Source organism: Cognatundibacterium aquatile, from assembly GCF_014699135.1.
GTDB lineage: Bacteria > Pseudomonadota > Gammaproteobacteria > Burkholderiales > Burkholderiaceae_D > Undibacterium > Undibacterium aquatile.
Genome location: NZ_JACOFT010000001.1, coordinates 796,445 through 815,599, shown reverse-complemented (window position 1 = coordinate 815,599; position 19,155 = coordinate 796,445). Strand labels below are relative to the sequence as shown.

The 19,155-nt window shown below is 51.8% G+C and carries 17 protein-coding genes; 13 read left to right on the top strand and 4 right to left on the bottom strand.

Going from position 1 to position 19,155, the window contains the following annotated elements:
- Positions 1 to 4: 4 nt before the first annotated feature.
- The gene (locus H8K26_RS03670; RefSeq protein WP_190477384.1) at positions 5 to 1,438 is read left to right on the top strand and encodes a DUF3426 domain-containing protein; all 1,434 of its coding nucleotides are present in this window, start codon (positions 5 to 7) and stop codon (positions 1,436 to 1,438) included.
- 64 nt (positions 1,439 to 1,502) lie between these two features.
- Here the strand turns inward: H8K26_RS03670 and H8K26_RS03665 are convergent, their stop codons facing one another.
- The gene (locus tag H8K26_RS03665) at positions 1,503 to 2,423 is read right to left on the bottom strand and encodes a pseudouridine-5'-phosphate glycosidase (protein WP_190477383.1); all 921 of its coding nucleotides are present in this window, start codon (positions 2,421 to 2,423) and stop codon (positions 1,503 to 1,505) included.
- A complete protein-coding gene (locus H8K26_RS03660; protein ID WP_190477381.1) occupies positions 2,408 to 3,526 on the bottom strand; it encodes a carbohydrate kinase family protein in 1,119 nt (372 codons plus the stop codon). Before H8K26_RS03660 ends, H8K26_RS03665 begins: the two co-directional genes overlap by 16 nt.
- Before the next feature lie 547 nt (positions 3,527 to 4,073).
- Here H8K26_RS03660 and rbsK point away from each other — a divergent pair.
- The 8 genes from rbsK to H8K26_RS03620 all read left to right on the top strand — a co-directional run bounded on the left by rbsK (position 4,074) and on the right by H8K26_RS03620 (position 12,481).
- Entirely contained in the window at positions 4,074 to 5,003 is a 930-nt protein-coding gene (gene rbsK / locus H8K26_RS03655; protein WP_190477379.1) for a ribokinase, read from the top strand.
- A 193-nt stretch (positions 5,004 to 5,196) separates the two neighbouring features.
- Positions 5,197 to 6,192 carry a BMP family lipoprotein gene (locus tag H8K26_RS03650; RefSeq protein WP_190477377.1) on the top strand — a complete coding sequence of 332 codons (996 nt, stop codon included), beginning with the start codon at positions 5,197 to 5,199 and terminating at the stop codon, positions 6,190 to 6,192.
- Between the two features lie 91 nt (positions 6,193 to 6,283).
- Positions 6,284 to 7,813 (top strand): ABC transporter ATP-binding protein, encoded by a 1,530-nt coding sequence (locus tag H8K26_RS03645; RefSeq protein WP_190477375.1) that lies wholly within the window; start codon positions 6,284 to 6,286, stop codon positions 7,811 to 7,813.
- 65 nt (positions 7,814 to 7,878) lie between these two features.
- The gene (locus H8K26_RS03640; RefSeq protein WP_190477373.1) at positions 7,879 to 8,961 is read left to right on the top strand and encodes an ABC transporter permease; all 1,083 of its coding nucleotides are present in this window, start codon (positions 7,879 to 7,881) and stop codon (positions 8,959 to 8,961) included.
- Positions 8,958 to 9,929 carry an ABC transporter permease gene (locus H8K26_RS03635; RefSeq protein WP_190477371.1) on the top strand — a complete coding sequence of 324 codons (972 nt, stop codon included), beginning with the start codon at positions 8,958 to 8,960 and terminating at the stop codon, positions 9,927 to 9,929. Before H8K26_RS03640 ends, H8K26_RS03635 begins: the two co-directional genes overlap by 4 nt.
- A gap of 177 nt (positions 9,930 to 10,106) precedes the next feature.
- Positions 10,107 to 11,099: a nucleoside hydrolase gene (locus tag H8K26_RS03630; RefSeq protein ID WP_190477369.1), complete on the top strand. Its 993-nt coding sequence runs from the start codon at positions 10,107 to 10,109 to the stop codon at positions 11,097 to 11,099.
- Between the two features lie 11 nt (positions 11,100 to 11,110).
- A complete protein-coding gene (locus H8K26_RS03625) occupies positions 11,111 to 11,950 on the top strand; it encodes an isopenicillin N synthase family dioxygenase (RefSeq protein ID WP_190477367.1) in 840 nt (279 codons plus the stop codon).
- A gap of 132 nt (positions 11,951 to 12,082) precedes the next feature.
- Positions 12,083 to 12,481, top strand: coding sequence for a cytidine deaminase (locus H8K26_RS03620; protein WP_190477365.1), 399 nt, complete (start codon positions 12,083 to 12,085; stop codon positions 12,479 to 12,481).
- Between the two features lie 147 nt (positions 12,482 to 12,628).
- On the opposite strand, the gene H8K26_RS03615 is transcribed toward H8K26_RS03620, so the two are convergent.
- The gene (locus H8K26_RS03615) at positions 12,629 to 13,261 is read right to left on the bottom strand and encodes a hypothetical protein (protein WP_190477364.1); all 633 of its coding nucleotides are present in this window, start codon (positions 13,259 to 13,261) and stop codon (positions 12,629 to 12,631) included.
- A 498-nt stretch (positions 13,262 to 13,759) separates the two neighbouring features.
- Here H8K26_RS03615 and H8K26_RS03610 point away from each other — a divergent pair, with 498 nt between their 5' ends.
- Complete coding sequence (locus H8K26_RS03610) at positions 13,760 to 15,181, top strand: MBL fold metallo-hydrolase RNA specificity domain-containing protein (protein ID WP_190477362.1); 1,422 nt, start codon at positions 13,760 to 13,762, stop codon at positions 15,179 to 15,181.
- An 83-nt stretch (positions 15,182 to 15,264) separates the two neighbouring features.
- On the opposite strand, the gene H8K26_RS03605 is transcribed toward H8K26_RS03610, so the two are convergent.
- Positions 15,265 to 16,962, bottom strand: coding sequence for an L-lactate permease (locus tag H8K26_RS03605; RefSeq protein ID WP_190477359.1), 1,698 nt, complete (start codon positions 16,960 to 16,962; stop codon positions 15,265 to 15,267).
- 176 nt (positions 16,963 to 17,138) lie between these two features.
- Here H8K26_RS03605 and H8K26_RS03600 point away from each other — a divergent pair, with 176 nt between their 5' ends.
- The 3 genes from H8K26_RS03600 to H8K26_RS03590 all read left to right on the top strand — a co-directional run bounded on the left by H8K26_RS03600 (position 17,139) and on the right by H8K26_RS03590 (position 19,153).
- Positions 17,139 to 17,276, top strand: a complete 138-nt coding sequence (locus tag H8K26_RS03600) for a hypothetical protein (protein ID WP_190477357.1) — start codon at positions 17,139 to 17,141, stop codon at positions 17,274 to 17,276.
- A gap of 84 nt (positions 17,277 to 17,360) precedes the next feature.
- A complete protein-coding gene (locus H8K26_RS03595; protein WP_190477355.1) occupies positions 17,361 to 18,242 on the top strand; it encodes a dienelactone hydrolase family protein in 882 nt (293 codons plus the stop codon).
- Between the two features lie 209 nt (positions 18,243 to 18,451).
- A complete protein-coding gene (locus H8K26_RS03590; RefSeq protein WP_317889242.1) occupies positions 18,452 to 19,153 on the top strand; it encodes a ZIP family metal transporter in 702 nt (233 codons plus the stop codon).
- Positions 19,154 to 19,155: the final 2 nt, after the last annotated feature.

The window sequence follows — 19,155 nt, the reverse complement described above, 5'->3', positions numbered from 1 at the left end:
TGTCATGGCTCTCGCCACACGCTGCCCTCACTGCCTGACCATCTTCCGCGTGGCGAATGACCAGCTGAAGCTGCATGCGGGGCTGGTACGTTGCGGCTCTTGCCAACAGACGTTTAATGGCGTTGAACATCTGGTTCCGCCGCACGAATTAACAAAACCAGTTCAACCTAAACCCGACGTCGCCACAAACAGCGCGACGGCGCAAGCGCAGCCTCAAGTTCAGTCCCAAGCACAGCAAGCTGAAATATCGGCAGAAATACCTGCTGAAAAAATGCCTATTCAGCCTGAATCTATCGTTACCCCAGGCCCGGTTGAGATCATCATCGATGAAGCGGCGTTAGAGAAAGCGGCATTTCCTTCGGTCGCAAAAACACCGGTAGCGCAGGCAGTCGTTGACGATATTGAGATTCGCGAAAAAACGAATGAATTGCCGGAAGACCTGGAATCGGTTCTGGCAGCCACAACGACGCGCAAACCGGAAGAGCCGGTTGCTCCTTCGCCTGCGCCAACACCGGTACCAGCGCCAACACCAGCGCCGGAATCATCCGCGTCACTGGATTTTTTCTTTGGTGAAGATGATCCTTTTGCTGAAATAGCAGCCACTCCCCCGGAAACAGTCTCGGCTCAAATCCAATTGGAAGCAAAAGCAGCAATGCTGGAAGAACCCAGCATAGACTGGTCAGTGGCGGATGAAGTCAGCACCACCGGTGCCGGACAAATCTCAGAACCGGACGCAGATGAACCAGAAGAGTCTTTACCGACCACGATTGTGGTGGATACGATTCAGGAACCTTATCTGCCAGATACTACGGATGATGTTGCGATTGCCGAAACAGAAGCTGCATTAGAACAACTGGCAACGGCAGCAGAAGACTCCGTCAGCGATACCGGTACAGGTGTCAGCGAAGACGATAAGCCTGAATTTGTCTTGCAGGCAGAAAAAGCAGAGAAACGCGGGCGACTGTATAGCATAGTCATGATCTTGCTGAGCCTGATTTTGCTGCCGGCACTGATAGTACAATCTGGCTATGTCTTCAGAAATCAGATCGCAGCAGCTTACCCGGAAACTCGTGCCGTACTGGAACAAGCCTGCCGCATTCTGCATTGCCAGATTTCACTTCCAGCACAAATTGACTACATCACGATAGAGTCAAATGAATTACAGACACTGTCACCGGAAAAGAATACGTTTTCGCTGGTCATGCAGTTGCAGAACCACAGTAATACCGTGCAATCATGGCCAACGATTGAGTTAGTACTGAATGACGCGAAAGACAAACCAGTGTTACAGAAAGCCTTCGCTCCGAAAGACTATCTGAGCGAGCCAGCTGAGATAGCAAAAGGTTTCTCACCAGTCTCAGAAAAAAACATCACACTGTATTTTGAATTGCCCAAGCTGAAAGCGTCCGGTTATCACGTCAGAGCCTTTTATCCATGACATACACTGGTAGTCATCGCGGATGACTACCAGTACCAATGCAGCTGGATGCAATTTATCTGTATCAGGATTTTTTATGTGCGGCCAGTGCGTGCGCCAGTTGCGCTCCGACTTTCGCATTATTTTTCACCAAAGCGATATTGCTGACCAGACTGCGACCTCCAGTCAGCTCCTTAATTCTTGCCAATAGAAACGGCGTCACAGCTTTGCCGCTGACACCTTGTTGCGCAGCTTCCTGCAATGCTTGCTGAGTGATGCCCTCGATCTCTGCGCGCGGCATCGCATCCGCGACAGGAACCGGGTTCGCAATCACGACCCCGCCACGCAAACCCAGCGTCCACTTTGTAGCGATAAAATCAGCCTGCTCAGCAGCGCTATCGAGTTGAAAATCCGCGCGGAAACCGCTGTTGCGGGTAAAGAATGCGGGGAATTCAGCCTGACCAACGCTGACAACAGGAACGCCGTGGGTTTCTAAATATTCCAGCGTCAGACCAAGATCCAATATCGATTTCGCGCCAGCACAAACGACAGCGACGGAGGTGCGCGCCAGTTCCTGCAAATCGGCAGAAATATCGAAACTGGTTTCTGCGCCACGATGTACGCCACCGATTCCGCCCGTCACAAACACCGGAATACCAGCCAGCTCAGCACAAATCATCGTCGCGGCAACCGTTGTTGCACCCAATTTTTTAGTAGAAATCACATACGGCAAATCGCGACGACTAACTTTCAGCGCATCTGCCGATTGCCCCAACAATTCCAGTTCTGCGTCTGACAGGCCTATGTGTATCTTGCCATGCATAATCGCAATGGTGGCAGGAACCGCACCGTGTTCGCGAATAATGGCCTCAACCTCACGCGCGGTCTGCACATTTTGCGGATAAGGCATGCCATGCGAAATAATGGTGGATTCCAGCGCGACTACAGGTTTGCCTGCGACTCTCGCAGCGCGTACTTCTTCAGAAAAGACTAAATAGGATTGCATGATGGTTCCTCATTAAAAATTGTTGTATGCGGTGTTTGCAATACACTGGTATCGGTTTGTATGGTCAGCGCCGCCAATTGCAAACCGCGCTGACAGGCAAGCAACATATCCTCCGGAGCGTGATGTAAAGACCCGCATACGGCAGCGGAAAAAGCGTCGCCTGCGCCCGTTACGTCAACGACCTCTACCTTTGGCGCTGGTAAATATTGTGCTGGTGCGTTGTATTTAGAATCTGTAAAAACGATACCGTCCGCGCCGAGGGTAACGATAACGTCAGTCACACCTTGTGCCTGCAGTTGCGCACACGCTTCAATAATCGCGCTGGTATCAGTGAGTTTAGTCGCTAGCCGCTGTTCGAGTTCGGTCTGATTCAGAATCAATAAACGCACTCCTTTTAAGCTTGCAGGAAGACGCGCCATTTTCGGCTGGGAAACGGCGACGATCACCAGCGGTTTGTTATTCAAGGCTGCCTCATTCATCAGTAACTGAATACTGTCGGAGGGCAGATTCATGTCCGCGACGATCATCGCAGCAGCATTCAGTTGCGGTCGGCACCCAGCCAGATAATCACGATCAAGCAACTCACACAATTCCATATGAGCCAGCGCCAGCACCAATTCACCGGCATTATCCAGAATCGCCGTGTAGGTTCCGCTGCAAGCGCCTGCAACGTGTAAAGAACCACTGGTGTCAATTCTTGTGCCGTCTGCATGCGCCATCAAACCTTTGCCGCTGACGTCATCACCTACCGCGCAGATTAATGCCGCGGGGACGCCCTGCCGCGCCAGATTTTCGGCAATATTGCGGGCAACGCCGCCGTAAGACTCGGTCTGACTGGCCGGATTTGACGTACCCATTTGCAAGGCCGCCAGCGTTCTTAATTTGCGGTCGATATTTGCGCCGCCAATGCAGAGTATCGCGCGCGTCCCTGGAAACGTATATGCCCGCCCGAGGATACGCCCTTCCCTGATCAGGGCGGCGATATGACCTGCAATCGCAGATCGCGATAATTGCAATACGTCTGCCAGCTCTTGCTGCGACACATAAGGATTCGCACTCACCAGCGCAAATAATTGCTCTTTTTTTGACAAAGGCTTACTCATGTCATCTTCCCCACCAACACTTCCCGGCCAGAATAGCTGCCCGGCATCAGATAAATAGCGATCAAGCTATAGTCAACTGTAGTCAACATATCGCCGCGTTAAAAAGCCCAGCAACACGCAGGAATCTACAACAACGATATGCAGCAGCAACGCACAAATCAAATACCAAGATCAAATTCAAAAATCAAATACATAGCTCAAACAAAACAAACAAATGTCCAATAAAAAAACATTTGTTTTAATTTTAAATATTAACACATCCGACTGTCGCCATTTATTGAATCAGACCGCGTTGAAACCTTGGTGTCGTCTGCAATTCCGATTTGACAGCAGTTACTATCCACAGCACAATCTCGCTCGGCATTAACCAATATCAAAAAAATAAAACAAATCACTGCTCGGCCTCAAGGTTTTGCCTGTCCGGAAATTGCATAAAATTTCATCAAAATTTGAGAATGCGCTTGACTAGCAGAAGTAGGCCATAGTTAAATACGAAATCGATTGCGCAAACGATTGCGCATCATTATTTTATCGAGAAAAAAGCATCATGAAGCCACGCATTACCGTAGTCGGCAGCGTCAATATGGATTTAGTTTTCCGCACGCCGCGCATGCCCGCAGTGGGAGAAACCTTGCTGGGTCATGAATTCCGTCAGATTCCCGGCGGCAAAGGTGCCAATCAGGCGGTGGCCGCTGCACGTCAGGGTGCCGATGTGAGCTTTATCGGTGCAGTCGGCGATGACGGTTTTGGTGATTTTTCGCAGCAATGTCTGACGAAAGAAGGCATCAACATCAACCACCTCGCGCGTGTTGCCGGTGTTGCCACCGGTGTGGCTGGCATATTGGTGGAAGACAATGGCAGCAATAGCATCGTGCTTGCTGCCGGTGCAAATGCGACGCTGAACGTCAATCAGATTGAGGCAGCGACAAGTGCAATAGGTGCGGCACAATTATTGCTGTGCCAATTAGAGACACCGATCGCGACGGTGACCAGCGCCATCACAATCGCGCATGCTCAGGGTGTCAAAGTGGTGTTAAATCCGGCTCCGGCACAACAGCTGGACCCTGCATTATTAAAGCAAGTCGATTACCTGATCGTGAACGAAACAGAAGCGTCGCAACTCAGCGGCATCAGCGTGACCAGCCAGGCCAGTGCACAGCAAGCATCAGAACGCTTACTGGACTTGGGTGTCGGTACTGTGTTGCTGACCATGGGCGGCGACGGCGCGTTGATCACACAAACAGGCAGTAGCGAATTTATTCCGGCGATTAAGGTCGATGTGGTTGATACCACCGCTGCTGGCGATACTTTTGTCGGCGCGTTTGCAGTTGGTATCGCGAATGGGCTCAGCGTCTCAGACGCCAGCCGTGAAGCACAATATACTGCTGCACTGACCGTGACGAAATTGGGAGCACAGACTTCGATTCCCCATCGACATGAAGTTCTGGATTTCATGAAAGCGCGGAAAGTCGCCTGATTGCGATTGAATACGAATACAAGATGGCAGGATTTGATAGAATTTTGACCTTACAGCCAGACTCGCTGGTGACGCGTGGTAGTCTGATGTCAGTAAGTGCCGATAAATAATGAGTGATGCCACTTGCGACTTGCCGTCAGCGAATAGCGATCACGAACGCAATCACACAAGATATACGAATAAGGAAGCTCTCATGAAACTCAAACAACTCTGCCTGACTCTGGCTGGCTTGCTCGTTGCAGGCGGCGCTTATGCTGCAGACCCGAAATTTGCCGTCATCTACGATGCGGGCGGTAAGTTTGATAAGTCTTTCAATCAGTCCGCTTCCGAAGGTGCAGAGCGTTTCAAGAAAGAAACGAAAATCGGCTTCATGGAAGTGCAGGTCGCCAGCGACACGCAAACAGAACAAGTGCTGCGTAATCTGGCACGTAAAAATGTTGATCTGATTGCCGCAATCGGCTTCGGACAAGCGCAGGCAGTGCAAAACATCGCCAAAGAATTTCCGAAAACAAAATTCGTGTTGATTGACGGCGTTGCCGCTGGCAACAATGTCAGCTCGGTATTATTTAAAGAGCAGGAAGGTTCCTATCTGGTCGGTGTTGCTGCAGCACTCAGCAGCAAATCCAAAAAAATTGGTTTCATCGGCGGCATGGATATTCCACTGATCCGCAATTTCTCCTGCGGTTATACACAAGGGGCGAAAGCCACCGATGGCAAAGTCGAAGTGATACAGAATATGGTAGGCACCACGACCGCAGCATGGAACGATCCGGCCAAAGGCGGCGAACTCGCGCGTGCGCAGTTTGAACGTGGCGTCGATGTGATCTTTGCAGCAGCTGGTGGCAGCGGCATGGGCACACTGCAGGCGGTCAAAGAAAAAGGCAAACTCGGTATCGGCGTTGACTCGAATCAAAATTATATGCATCCGGGCAATATGCTGACATCGATGGTCAAGCGCGTTGATCAGGCGATTTATGACAGCTTCATGCAATTGAAAAATGGCAAATGGCAAGGCGGTACCGTCTACAAAGGCCTGAAAGAAGGCGGCGTGGACTGGGCGCTGGATAAAGACAACCGCAGCGTTGTCAGTGCCGAGGTTGAAAAACGCGTCAATGCAGCGAAACAAGACATCATCAACGGGAAAATCAAAGTCGTCGATTTCCGTGATGCAAATAAGTGCCCGATTTAAAATAAAACTCACCATGATCGGGGCGCCAACATCGGCGCCCCGAAATTTTTACCCCTATTCCTGACTCGATCACACCGAGAATCCCGAACGTATGCAAGCTGCCGTCGAATTTCAACACATATCCAAACGCTTTGGCGCAGTGCAAGCGAATCGCGATGTGAGTTTTTCCATTGCACCCGGTTCCATCCACGGCATCATCGGAGAAAATGGTGCAGGTAAATCGACATTGATGAGCATCCTGTACGGTTACTATCGTGCGGATGGCGGTCAGTTGCTGATCAATGGCACGCCACAACAAATCCGTAACAGTCAGGAAGCAATCGATCTCGGCATCGGCATGGTGCATCAGCATTTCATGCTGGTCGAAAACATGACCGTGCTGGATAACGTGATGCTCGGCTCTGAAGGCGGCTTCCGCCTTGCCGCTCATCGCAAACAAGTTGAAGCCAGCCTGCGTGAAATTTGTCAGCGTTACTCGCTCGACGTTGATCCACTCGCCAAAATTCAGGATTTATCGGTCGGCATACAGCAGCGCGTTGAGATTCTGAAACAGATATACCGCAGTGCGAATATCCTGATTCTGGATGAACCAACGGCAGTGCTGACGGTACAGGAAACCGCCTCGCTGTTTGCTGTTTTGCGCCTGTTCAAAGAGCAAGGCAAAACGATTATTCTGATCACCCACAAGCTGCAGGAAATTCTCGACATCACCGACGAAGTGACCGTGATGCGCGCGGGTACCGTCGTCGGTTCCGTGCAGACGGCGAACACCAATAAAGAACAACTGGCAGAACTGATGGTTGGTCGCCCTATCGAAACACATCTGCCGCGCGCGCCTTATGCGCCGGGTGAAACAGTGCTGGATGTGAAGGGTCTGAATCTGATCAACACCCAGCAAGTCAGCTTGCTCAAAGATCTGAATTTCAATATCCGCGCCGGAGAAATCGTCGCCATCGCTGGCGTCTCCGGGAATGGACAAAGCGAGCTGCTGGAAGTGCTGAGCGGTATGCGCTTACCGAGCAGCGGTGCAGTGACGATGCAAGGAAAGCCGCTGCCATTTGTAGGGCGCAAAGATGCTGATGGTTTGCCTGCGACGTTCCGCGAACTCGGCATCGCACATGTACCGGAAGACCGCTTGCGCGATGCGGTCGTGAAGAATTTCTCGGTCATGATGAACAGCTTTCTCGGCTATCAGAAAAAACTGGGCAAAGCCTTTGGCCTGCTCGACTACAAAGCCATACTGAAAACCTGCAACGAGTTGCTGAGTAAGTTTGACGTGCGCCCGGCTGATCCGCATTTGCGCATCGCCCTGCTGTCTGGCGGTAATCAGCAAAAAGTGGTGATGGCGCGTGAGATGGCATCAGAACCCAAACTGATGCTGGTTGGCCAGCCAACACGCGGTGTCGATATCGGCACCATAGAAAGTCTGCACGCGCGCCTGCTGGCGATGCGCGATGCCGGTGTCGCCATACTGTTAGTGTCTGTGGAGTTGGAAGAAGTCCGCGCCCTGGCTGACCGCATACTGGTGATGTCGGGTGGCTGTATCACTGGCGAGCTGAAAGTAGAAGAATTTGATGCGACCCGCATCGGCCTACTGATGGGTGGATTACACAAGCACTAAGCAAGCAGCCGGAATACAAAGCAAACATAAGCGAAATAAGCGAACAAACAAGCGACGAACCACGTATGAATCAAGCCGATCTTCCCCGCTGGGCCACCGCCTTTGCCCTGCCTTTACTGAACTTGCTATCCGCCCTGCTGGTGGCAGCCGGTGTGATTTATCTGCTGGGTGAAAGCCCGCTGGAGTCGCTGGGCATACTGCTGAATGCTGCCGTTTTCAATCCTGAAGGACTGGGCTACACCCTGTTCTACGCCGCCACATTTATCTTCACCGGTCTGTCGGTGTCAATTGCGATGCAGGCAGGTTTATTCAATATCGGCAGCGAAGGTCAGATGTATCTGGGCGGTCTCGGGCTGACACTGGTGCTGCTCGCTTTTGATGCCAGCTTACCGGCATGGCTGTTGATTCCGCTGGCGATTGCCGGCAGCGCAATCTTCGGCGCGGCATGGGCTTTTTTACCCGGTTATCTGCAGGCAAAACGCGGCAGCCATGTGGTGGTAACGACCATCATGTTCAATTTCATTGCGGCCAGCCTGATGAACTACATCATCGTCAGCTTTCTGATTCCTGCCGGTGAACAAAACACCGCCAGCCGCGTCTTTGCCGATAGCGCATGGCTGCCTAAGCTGAATGGCATCCTGCCTGTGCTGGGTGAAACACCGCTGAATATCAGCTTCATCATGGCCTTGCTGGCATTGGTCATTTACGGCATTGCTGTGTGGCGCACAACCTGGGGTTACCAACTGCGCGCTACCGGTCTGAACCAGCACGCAGCGCACTATGCGGGCATTTCCATCAGCAAAACCATCATGATTGCGATGATGATTTCCGGTGCACTCGCCGGTCTGGCATCGGTCAATTCCGTCATGGGATCAACCCATTATCTGGGCTTGAATTTCCCCGCAGGCGCAGGCTTTATCGGTATCGCCGTGGCATTGATGGGGCGTCAGCATCCGATAGGTATTTTGCTGTCGTCGATACTGTTCGGTGCGCTGATCCAAGGTGGTTTTGATCTGTCGCTGGAAAAACCAAATATTCCGACCGAAACTTTTATTTTCATTCAGGGCCTGATCATTCTGTTTTGCGGTGCGATGGAAAATCTGTATGCCCCGGCGTTATCCGCCCTGCTCAAACGTAAGGAAAAATGATGTTTGATGATTTTCAATTTTCCAGCATTCTGGTCTCTACCATCCGTAATGCACCGGTATTAATGTTTGCAGCGATGGCGGGTCTGTTTGCCGAACGCAGCGGCGTGGTGGATCTGGCACTCGAAGGCAAAATGCTGGCAGCGGCATTTGTGTCAGCAGCAGTCGCCTTTGCGACGCAAAACCCGTGGTTCGGCATACTCGCCGGTATCGGCATTTCCGCTGTCATCGCTTTGTTGCAAGGTTTTGTCAGCATCACGCAAAAAGGTAATCAACTGGTAGCCGGTATTGCGTTGAATATTGCCCTCAGCGGTCTGACCTTTGTGCTTGCCCAGTTTTTCTTTATGCAGGGCGGACGCACGCCAGATCTCGGTTCTGCCCGCCTGTTTGATATCGTTTTACCGGGTTCAGATGCGGTGGCAGGTATCCCATTTCTGGGCTGGTTTTATACCAAGCTGATCGGTGGTCACAGCGCGCTGGTGTATCTGGCGTTTGCCCTGATACCGCTCGTGCACTGGGTCTTGTATCACAGCCGTTTCGGCCTGCGTCTCCGCGCCGTTGGTGAAAACCCGCACGCGGCCGATGCGGCCGGCATCAATGTCGAACGTACCCGTTTTATGGCGATGCTGTGTGCCGGTGTGTTGTGCTCATTCTCCGGCGCTTATCTGTCCATCGTGCAAAGCGGTTTTTTCCTGCGCGATATGTCGGCCGGTAACGGTTATCTGGCGCTGACGGCGCTGGTGTTCGGTAACTGGCGGCCACTGCAAACGGCGCTCGGTTGCCTGATGTTCGGTTTTTTCACTGCTCTGCAAGTTCAGATCGAAGGCGTGGTCTTCCCTGGCTTGGGCAAAGTACCGGGATCATTGATACAGATGATTCCGTATGTAGTCACCGTCGTCGTTCTTGCGGGCCTGATGGCGAAATCCGTCGCGCCGAAGGCGATAGGCGTGCCGTTTGTAAAGTCACGATAAAAGACTATAAAACCTGCCGGTCGTCCGTATGGGCTTGCCCCGTACTGGCTGCCGGTGATTTATTTTTTAAATCGACAACGTTAATAACGGCCTCCTTGAACCAGGTCAAACACAACAAATTGCTTCAAACTGGGTTCTGTTCAATGGCCAGTTGAAGTTAATTCCTGGAGTATTTTCATGCAAGCAAAACATAAAGTCATTTTCGATACGGACCCTGGCGTTGATGACGCAATGGCCTTGTATTTCGCGCTCGCGCATCCGGATATCGACGTGGTCGGTATCACCACTACTTTCGGCAATGTGTACGTCGAACAAGCAACCATCAATGCGCTCTACCTGACCCGCATCGCAGGCCGCGATATTCCGGTGGCGCAAGGTGTGAATGTGCCGTTTGCGAAAGCCGCCGGCACTCCGCCAGATTTCATCCACGGTGCAGACGGTCTCGGCAATCTGCCGTCCCGTATCGAAGTCGGCGGTAAAGCTGAAGTGGAAAGCGCGGCAGAATTCATCGTCAAGATGGCACGTCAGCATCCGGGTGAAATCACACTGGTTGCAGTTGGCCCGCTGGGCAATCTGGGTCTGGCACTGAAAATGGAACCGCAACTGCCTAAGCTGCTGAAAAAAGTCGTGCTGATGGCCGGTGCTGTCGATGAACCCGGCAATGTCTCACCAGTCGCAGAGGCGAATGTCTGGAACGATCCGGATGCCGCCGATCTGGTTTTCACTGCAGGCTGGGATCTGACCATGGTTGGTCTGGATGTGACGCATCGCGTGGTCTTGCCGTCGAGCTTCTTTGCGCGTCTGGCAGGACAACACAAACACGTGGCGATGGACACGCTGTCGCACGCCGTGAATTTCTACGCGAACTTCTACCAAAGCATACGTCCAGATCTTGGCCATGCTTGCTACGGGCATGACGTGCTGGCGTTTGTCTGGCTGGTCGCACCGGAAATTTTTGAAACACAAAATGGCCGTGTGCGCGTTGCCAAAGAAGGCATAGGCAATGGTCAGACCATGATGGCGAAACTGGCGATTCCTTACCCGCAAGCAGGTTGGGAAGCCAGCAAACCAGAAACCCGCGTCTGCATGAAAGTGGATGCCGAGGCCTGCGCTAAACTGATCGACCAGACCTTGTCCGGCGACTGGCTGAAACCAGCACTGGCAAAATAAGGGGAACCGTCATGTTGATACAACCAGTTGATTACCGTGATCCGGATGCGGCAAGAAAATTCACCGAAAGCCTGCACAACACCGGCTTTGGCGTACTGACCAATCATCCTTTATCGCAAAATCTGCTCAATACTATTTATCAGGAATGGTACGAGTTTTTCCAGACCGATGCGAAAAACAAATACGCGTTTACGGAAAAAATGGACGGCTATTTTTCGCCGAAAATTTCCGAAACCGCCAAAGGCTATGCCAAGCGCGATCTGAAAGAGTTTTACCATGTCTACCCGTGGGGACAATATCCATCCGAAGTCTCCAAGGCTGCGCTGGAATACTACGAACACGGCAACAAACTCGCCACTGAATTGCTGCAATGGGTCGAAGATCACACACCGGCAGAGATCAAGGCCAAGTATTCGATGCCCTTGTCTGACATGATCACCGACAGCGATCTGACCCTGCTGCGCGTGCTGCACTATCCGCCGCTGACGGGCGATGAAGAGCCGGATGCAGTGCGGGCAGCGGCTCATGGCGACATCAATCTGCTGACCGTGCTGCCAGCCGCTACCCAGGCCGGTTTGCAGGTATTGGGCAAAGACAATGCCTGGCATGATGTGCCGTGCGATTTCGGCATGCTGATCGTTAATATCGGTGACATGCTCGATGAAGCCTCGCAAGGGTATTACCCTTCGACGATTCACCGCGTACTGAATCCGACCGGCGAAGAAGCGAAGAAATCCCGCATTTCACTGCCCCTGTTCCTGCATCCGCGTCCAGACGTCGTGCTGTCTGAACGTCACACGTCCGGCAGCTATCTGCAGGAACGTTTGCGCGAACTGGGCGTGAAAAAATAATCTCCCAAACCTGCTGCGCCTTTCAGGGTATAAATGATCTGAAAGGCAGAAAATATGCGCAGTAGATATCAGGAATAAACTTAAACAAAAAAGGCATGCTGACCGGCGTGCCTTTTTAAATGGAAAATAAAAATGAACATGCAAGAACTGATCATTGAAGCCAAACTGGCGCGCGAACGCGCGTATGCACCGTATTCCAAATTCAAAGTCGGCGCGGCCGTGCTGACCAAAGATGGCAAAGTTTTCCACGGCTGCAATGTGGAAAACGCGTCGTACGGCCTGTGCAACTGCGCCGAACGCACCGCCTTATTCAGCGCCGTCGCCGCGGGTTATCGCCCCGGTGATTTTCAACAAATCGCCGTCACCGGCGACACCGACGGCCCGATCGCCCCTTGCGGTGCCTGCCGACAAGTCATCATCGAACTCGGCGGCCCGGAACTCGAAGTCGTGCTGACCAACACCAAAGGCGACATCAAAACCACCACCGCCGGCGCACAATTACCGGACGCGTTTTATCTGCAACCGGAATAAATTTCTACCCAATAAAAAATCCCCGACAGATCGTTTGATTTGTCGGGGATTTTTATTGGGGAAACTATCGCGCTGTTGCTATCTCAACATGAATTTTGAAGGTATCACATTGTCGAATGCAATCAATTGTTCGATTGAAATTATAGTTTACACATTGAGAATACTTTGCAAAAAAGGAAATTCCTTTAGACAAACGGCATCAATTTGTGAGCGCAAATAATCATCGCCACTCTTATGTTTTCCTATGCAGAGATAATAGTTTCTGCTCTCATATTTCGCGAAAATTAGCCACTCTCCGGTGAGAGACTCAGTTTCAACAAGCCTTTCCCAATTCGACGAAACTGCATCATTTACGATATGAGGTATGTCCGCCTCTGTAACATACCGCTCTTCACCCGCAAACTCTGCTTCTACAATTTTTTGGTTGAAATATGGCAGTCCAAATTTATCCAGGCCTTTTAGAAAATTTTTAGCGAAACTTTCCATTCCGTCCTCAAGATAATGCTGATGCCACAACCCTTTAAGCGCGGGGCGGTTGAATGGGGTAGGAGCCTTAAGCCCATTATTTGCTTCCAACCCTTCCAGAACCCTGATCTGACTGACTACTTTCGCGGGATTTAAGTGCCCAGATTTAGCCGCATCAAAAAGTTGAAGTAAGAGCAAAAAGCTATATCTATCGCTAGTTACAGATTCGAGACCAATGTATTCAGCAAAATTCCTTAATTCAGAGTTGGCATCAGTGCCATCTGCGAAGGTTGCATTGAAAGATAAGCGAGGCATTATATTTGGCCTAACTTGTTTTGAAGTGACAGAACTCGAAATTAACATGCCAGTGCAAAATTAGCCACACTATTCCAAACTTCTCTACAGCCAGGTATCTTCCATATTCCCTTGAACCAGCAACGGCAAAATTCATTGTTATTCGCCTCATCACTACGTTCGGCGTTAAAAACCCTTCAAACAGCCCAATATATACTCCCCCCAGTATATTTTAAGCCCCTTTATTCTTGCTAAGATCAGGGCGATTTTCATGAAATATGGGGGGAGTATCTTGTTTTCTGAGAATTTAGCGCCGAAAAGGCGCAGCCATCGTCAACGCCAAAGCAGGTCACACAACGCCCAAAGTTTGCGCTAACGCAGCATGCATGCATTCATTGCGGCATTCACCGACGATGGTGCGGTGTTCGCTATCTGAATGGCATCACACTGGCTATACTTGATACCTCGGGCGGCGCAGCGGTAAGCGCGATGCCCTGATTGTTCTGTGAGGAAATTCAATTGAAACTTTCATTTCATGGTGCCGATCTCGGTGTGACCGGTTCCTGCCATCTGCTGGAATGCGATGGTGTGCGCATACTGATTGACTGCGGCATGTATCAAGGTAGCCGTAATCTGAATGAAGAGAATGCCGATGCCTTCGGCTTCGATGCGGCATCCATCGACTATGTGTTGCTGACGCATGCGCATCTGGATCATTGCGGTCGTCTGCCATTGCTGGTGCGACGCGGATTCCGTGGCAACATCATTGCCACCGCTGCGACCCGCGATCTGGCGCGCATCGTGTTGCTCGATTCTGCGCATCTGCAGGAATCGGAAGCCGAATATCAGAACAAGAAAAGCGCGCGGCGCGGTGAAGACAAGCGCACCGAAGCGCTGTACAACACGCATGATGTGTTGCATATGCTGGATCACTTTAACCAGACTGTGCATTACGATCAGGAGCTGCTGATCGCGCCCGGCATCACCGCGACGTTTATCGATGCCGGCCATATTCTGGGTTCATCCTCTGTCGTGCTGAATCTGACGGAAGATGGCAAAAAATGTCGCATCGTTTTTTCTGGCGATATTGGCAGCAACGGCAGAAAGCTGCTGCGCAACCCGACGACGCCGCCGAAAGCCGATGTGGTGGTGATGGAAACCACGTATGGCGACCGTCTGCACAAACCGCTGGATCTGTCGATAGAAGAGCTGTATCAGGTGATTACCGACACCTTCCGGCACGGCGGCAATGTCGTGATTCCGACCTTCGCGCTGGAACGTGCGCAAGAGTTGCTGTATTACCTGCGTGAAGGCGTGCAGCAGCATCGCTTACCGCGTTCCATGCAGGTGTTTCTGGATTCACCGATGGCGATCTCGGCGACGGAAATTTTCCGTCAGCATACCGGTTGTTATGACGCCGAAACGGCAGCGATGTTCAGCAATGAGCATGATCCGTTTGATTTGCCCGGTCTGCATTTCACGCGGGATGTGGCGGACAGTATGGCGATCAACCGTTTTTCCGGCGGCGCGGTCATTATGGCAGGCGCTGGCATGTGTACCGGCGGCCGTATCCAGCATCATCTGAAGCATCATTTATGGCGACAAAACGCCAGCATCGTGTTCGTCGGTTTTGCGGCGAAAGGAACGCTGGCACGGGAAATTATCGATGGTGCGCGTACAGTGCGTGTGCTTGGTGAAGAGATCGCAGTCAGAGCTGGCGTACATACCATCAACGGTTTTTCAGCGCATGCCGACCGCGATGAATTACTGGCCTGGCATCAGCATACGCATGCCACACATACGTTTCTGGTACATGGTGAAGAAGAAGTCATGCGCAGCTTTGCGCGCTTGCTGCCAGCAGGTGCCGTCAGCCTGCCGCAGACGGCCGACAGCATTGATCTGACGCCGTATTGCCATCCTAAGAAAACAGCGAAGCACTGAAAAAAATCCCTGCGCACAGCACGCTGTGACAGGGATTTTTTTATACGACAGGGACAATCGCCCCTATCGTTTGTAATGCGTCTTTAATGTACCAGTGAAGTGAATGGCGCAACGTAGGCTTGCATAAACACGAAGAAGCCAACCAGCACCGCCAGCGCCAGACTGTGGAAAAACACGAAGCGCAGAATCGTACCTTCATGTCCATACCAGCGTGTGGCGGTACTGGCGACCACGATACTCTGCGCATCGACCATCTTGCCCATCACACCGCCCGAACTATTGGCCGCCGCCATCAGCACAGGGCTTAAACCGAGTTGCTCTGCGGTGGTTTTTTGCAGCCCGCCAAACAGCACATTAGCTGCCGTATCCGAACCGGTCAGCGCCACACCGAGCCAACCGAGCAAGGTGCCGAAGATAGGATAGAAAGCACCGGTATGCGCAAACACCAGACCCAGCGTCGCATCGGTGCCGGAATAGCGTGTCAGGTAACCCAGCGCCAGCATCAGCACAATGGTCAGCAGCGAATAACGTACCAGCCAGATCGTGCGGAAATAAATTTTGACCAGATCCAGCGGCTTGTATTTCATCAGCAAACCGCTAATGATGGAGGCAAGGAAAATCCCAGAACCTGTGGCCGACAGCCAGTTCAGCGTATACACCGCCGCTTCTTTATGCGGTTTGGCGACGACAGGGGCGACCTTCTCGACCATGTTATGCAAACCGGTAAATGGAATCTTGAACACAGAAATGCCATCGACCCATTTTTTGAATTCTGGTATGCCCCAGATAAACACTAACGCCGTTAAGATCACCCACGGCATCCATGCCAGCACCAGCGCACGGGTATCGTGCTTTTTGAAAATCGCTGCCGCGGCATCGGCTTCATGACCATGCGGTTTTTCACTTTCCAGATCAGGTTCGCCGGAATCGGTTTCATGACCTTTGAGTGAAGTCGACGTCCAGATTTTTTTCGGTTTCCAGACTTTCAGGAACAAGATCAGGCTGACCATAGACACAATCGCCGCGACCACGTCCACCAGCCACGGGCCATGGAAGTTCGACACCAGATATTGCGGAATCGCGAAGCTCAGACCGGCAACCAGAATAGCTGGCCAGATTTGCAGCATGCCGCGGAATCCGGCAAACGCCCAGATCAGCCAGAACGGCACCAGCAAAGAAAATAAGGGCAACTGACGGCCGATCATGCCGGACAACTGCATCAGATCGATGCCTGTCACAGCCGCCAGCGCAATCACCGGCGTGCCGAGCGCACCATACGCCACTGGCGCGGTGTTCGCGATCAGACACAGGCCTGATGCCGCCAACGGAGAAAATCCCAGGCCTATCATGATCGCTGCGGTCACAGCAACCGGCGTACCAAAGCCAGCAGCACCTTCAAAGAATGCGCCGAAACAGAACGCGATCAGCAATAACTGTATGCGGCGATCATCGGTGATGCCGGTCAGGCTGTCCTGCAATACAGAGAATGAACCGTTTTCTATGGTCAGCTGGTGCAGGAAAATAATATTCAACACGATCCAGCCAATGGGCAGCAGACCAAATGCGGCACCAAAACCTGCCGCATTCCATGCCAGCCCGGCAGGCATGCCGAAACCAAAAATCGACACTGCCAACGCGCTCGCTAAACCAAGACCCGCAGCGTAATGCGCCTTCATATGACCAAATGCAATACATCCCAGCATCACAACCACAGGTATCGCCGCCATGAGGGCGGATAACCATATATTGCCTAGCGGGTCATAAACCTGACTCCAGACCATTTCTATCTCCATTGTTTTAAAAGCGCTTGCGGACAATTGCCGCTATAGCGGCGATAGTACGACAGGAAGCCATGCAGTTTTCGCATTGCACAGATGAAATGATTTTCAACTATTGTTGAATAATTCGATGCTTTCCTTAAAACAGAATTGCGCTTTAGTTAAAGCTGCCTTATTTGATGCGGCAACGTTGCACACCGCAAAACCGTAAAAAGCAACAAGGCGATGCCGTGCTGACGTTATCGTGCGCGGCCAAAGTGCCGTATATGCCTGCGGCAATTGACGTGATTGCGCTAACCGGGGCGGCTTCGGAATAATTTTTCTTTTCAGGTTAATATCTTTCGCACAGCTGCTCACCCGTTTGCAGCTTCCCCCCCAAAAAAATACCAACGGAGATCACCATGCAACTTGAAAAAGACTGCCGCAGCCTGATCGGGCATACGGATGTTGATGAAGGCATCAATCGCAGAAATTTTATTCAGACAGCAGTCGGCGTCGGCTTTGCGGCAGCAGCACTGCCCGTGTTTGCGCAAAGCGTGATTAAAACCGATACCAAAGGCTTGAGTGCAGGTGTGGTTTCGCTCGACATCAATGGTCAGAAAGTACCGCTCTACTATGCGCAGCCAGAAGGTAAAAGTAATCTGCCGGTGATACTGGTGATCTCGGAAATATTTGGCGTGCATGAGCATATCGCGGATGTGGCACGCCGCTTTGCGAAACTGGGTTATCTGGCTCTGGCACCGGAATTATTTATCCGTCAGGGTGATGCCGGCAAATATGCGTCGATTGCAGAACTGATGAAGGAAGTGATTTCTAAAGTGCCGGATGCACAAGTCATGAGCGATCTGGATGCCGTCGTTGCCTGGGCGGGCAAGAATGGCGGCGATTTGCAACGCCTTGGTATCACCGGTTTCTGCTGGGGTGGGCGCATCACCTGGATGTATGCGGCGCATAACCCTGCCGTCAAAGCGGGCGTCGCCTGGTATGGTCGCCTGAGTGGTGACGCCAGCGCGCTCACGCCTAAGCACCCTATGGATATCGCAGCCAGCCTGAAAACGCCGGTACTCGGTTTGTACGGTGCGAAAGACACGGGCATCAGCGTGGAATCAGTCAAGAAAATGGAGGCGGCGCTGGCGCAAGGCCATAGTCACTCGGCATTCAACATCTATGAAAATTCCGGCCACGCTTTCCATGCCGATTATCGTGCCAGCTATGTGGAAGCCGATGCCAAAGATGGCTGGAGCCGTTGTGTCGCCTGGATGAAAGCCAACGGCGTCGCCTGATTGCTGCTGTAAAAATGCGGGTTGCCATCAATGTTATGAGCATTGAGGCAACCCGCAAAAGCATGCATGCATTTGCGTAAATTGCCAGCCTGTGCTTTAATTTGCAACCTGGTTGCAAATTATCCCCGAGGCTCAAAATTCACTCCACGCTGTTATCCATCCTTTTTACCACCGCGATTGCCGGGGTATTAAGTATTTCTGCCGCTGCGATTTTTTCGTTTTCACTGCTGACCAAAATGGTCGAGCGCATGGTCAGCCTGTCTGTCGGCATCATGTTGTCGACATCCTTGTTGCACGCATTACCGGAAGCGTTTGAATCAAAAGCCGATACGCGTTCTTTATTCGCCTGTTTGCTGGCGGGCTTACTTGGATTTTTTCTGCTGGAAAAATTTGCTGTTTTACGTCACTCACATCATCATGAGGGCGACGGTCATCATCACGAACACGGCCATGATGCGCACGAAGCGGGCAAAGCTGGCTGGATGATACTGGTTGGCGATGGCATGCATAATTTTACCGACGGCATCCTGATCGCGGCAGCATTTCTGGCCAATCCTGAATTAGGCTTTGTCACCGCGTTTGCCATTATTGCGCATGAAATTCCGCAGGAAATCGGCGACTTCATCGTTCTGCTGAACGCCGGATTCAGCCGCATGCGCGCTTATATGTATAACCTCGCCTGTAGCATGATGGGTGTGCTGGGCGGCGTGATCGGTTACTTCACACTGGAACGTGCGAGCAATCTGATTCCGTATGTATTAGTGATGGCTTCGTCCGGCTTCATTTATATTGCCGTCAGCGATCTGATGCCGCAAATGCAGCGCCGCGCAACGATGCGGGAAACGATAATACAAGTGATACTCGTCACCATGGGAATCTTGCTGGTGCTGTTTGTCACGCGCCACCGATAAAA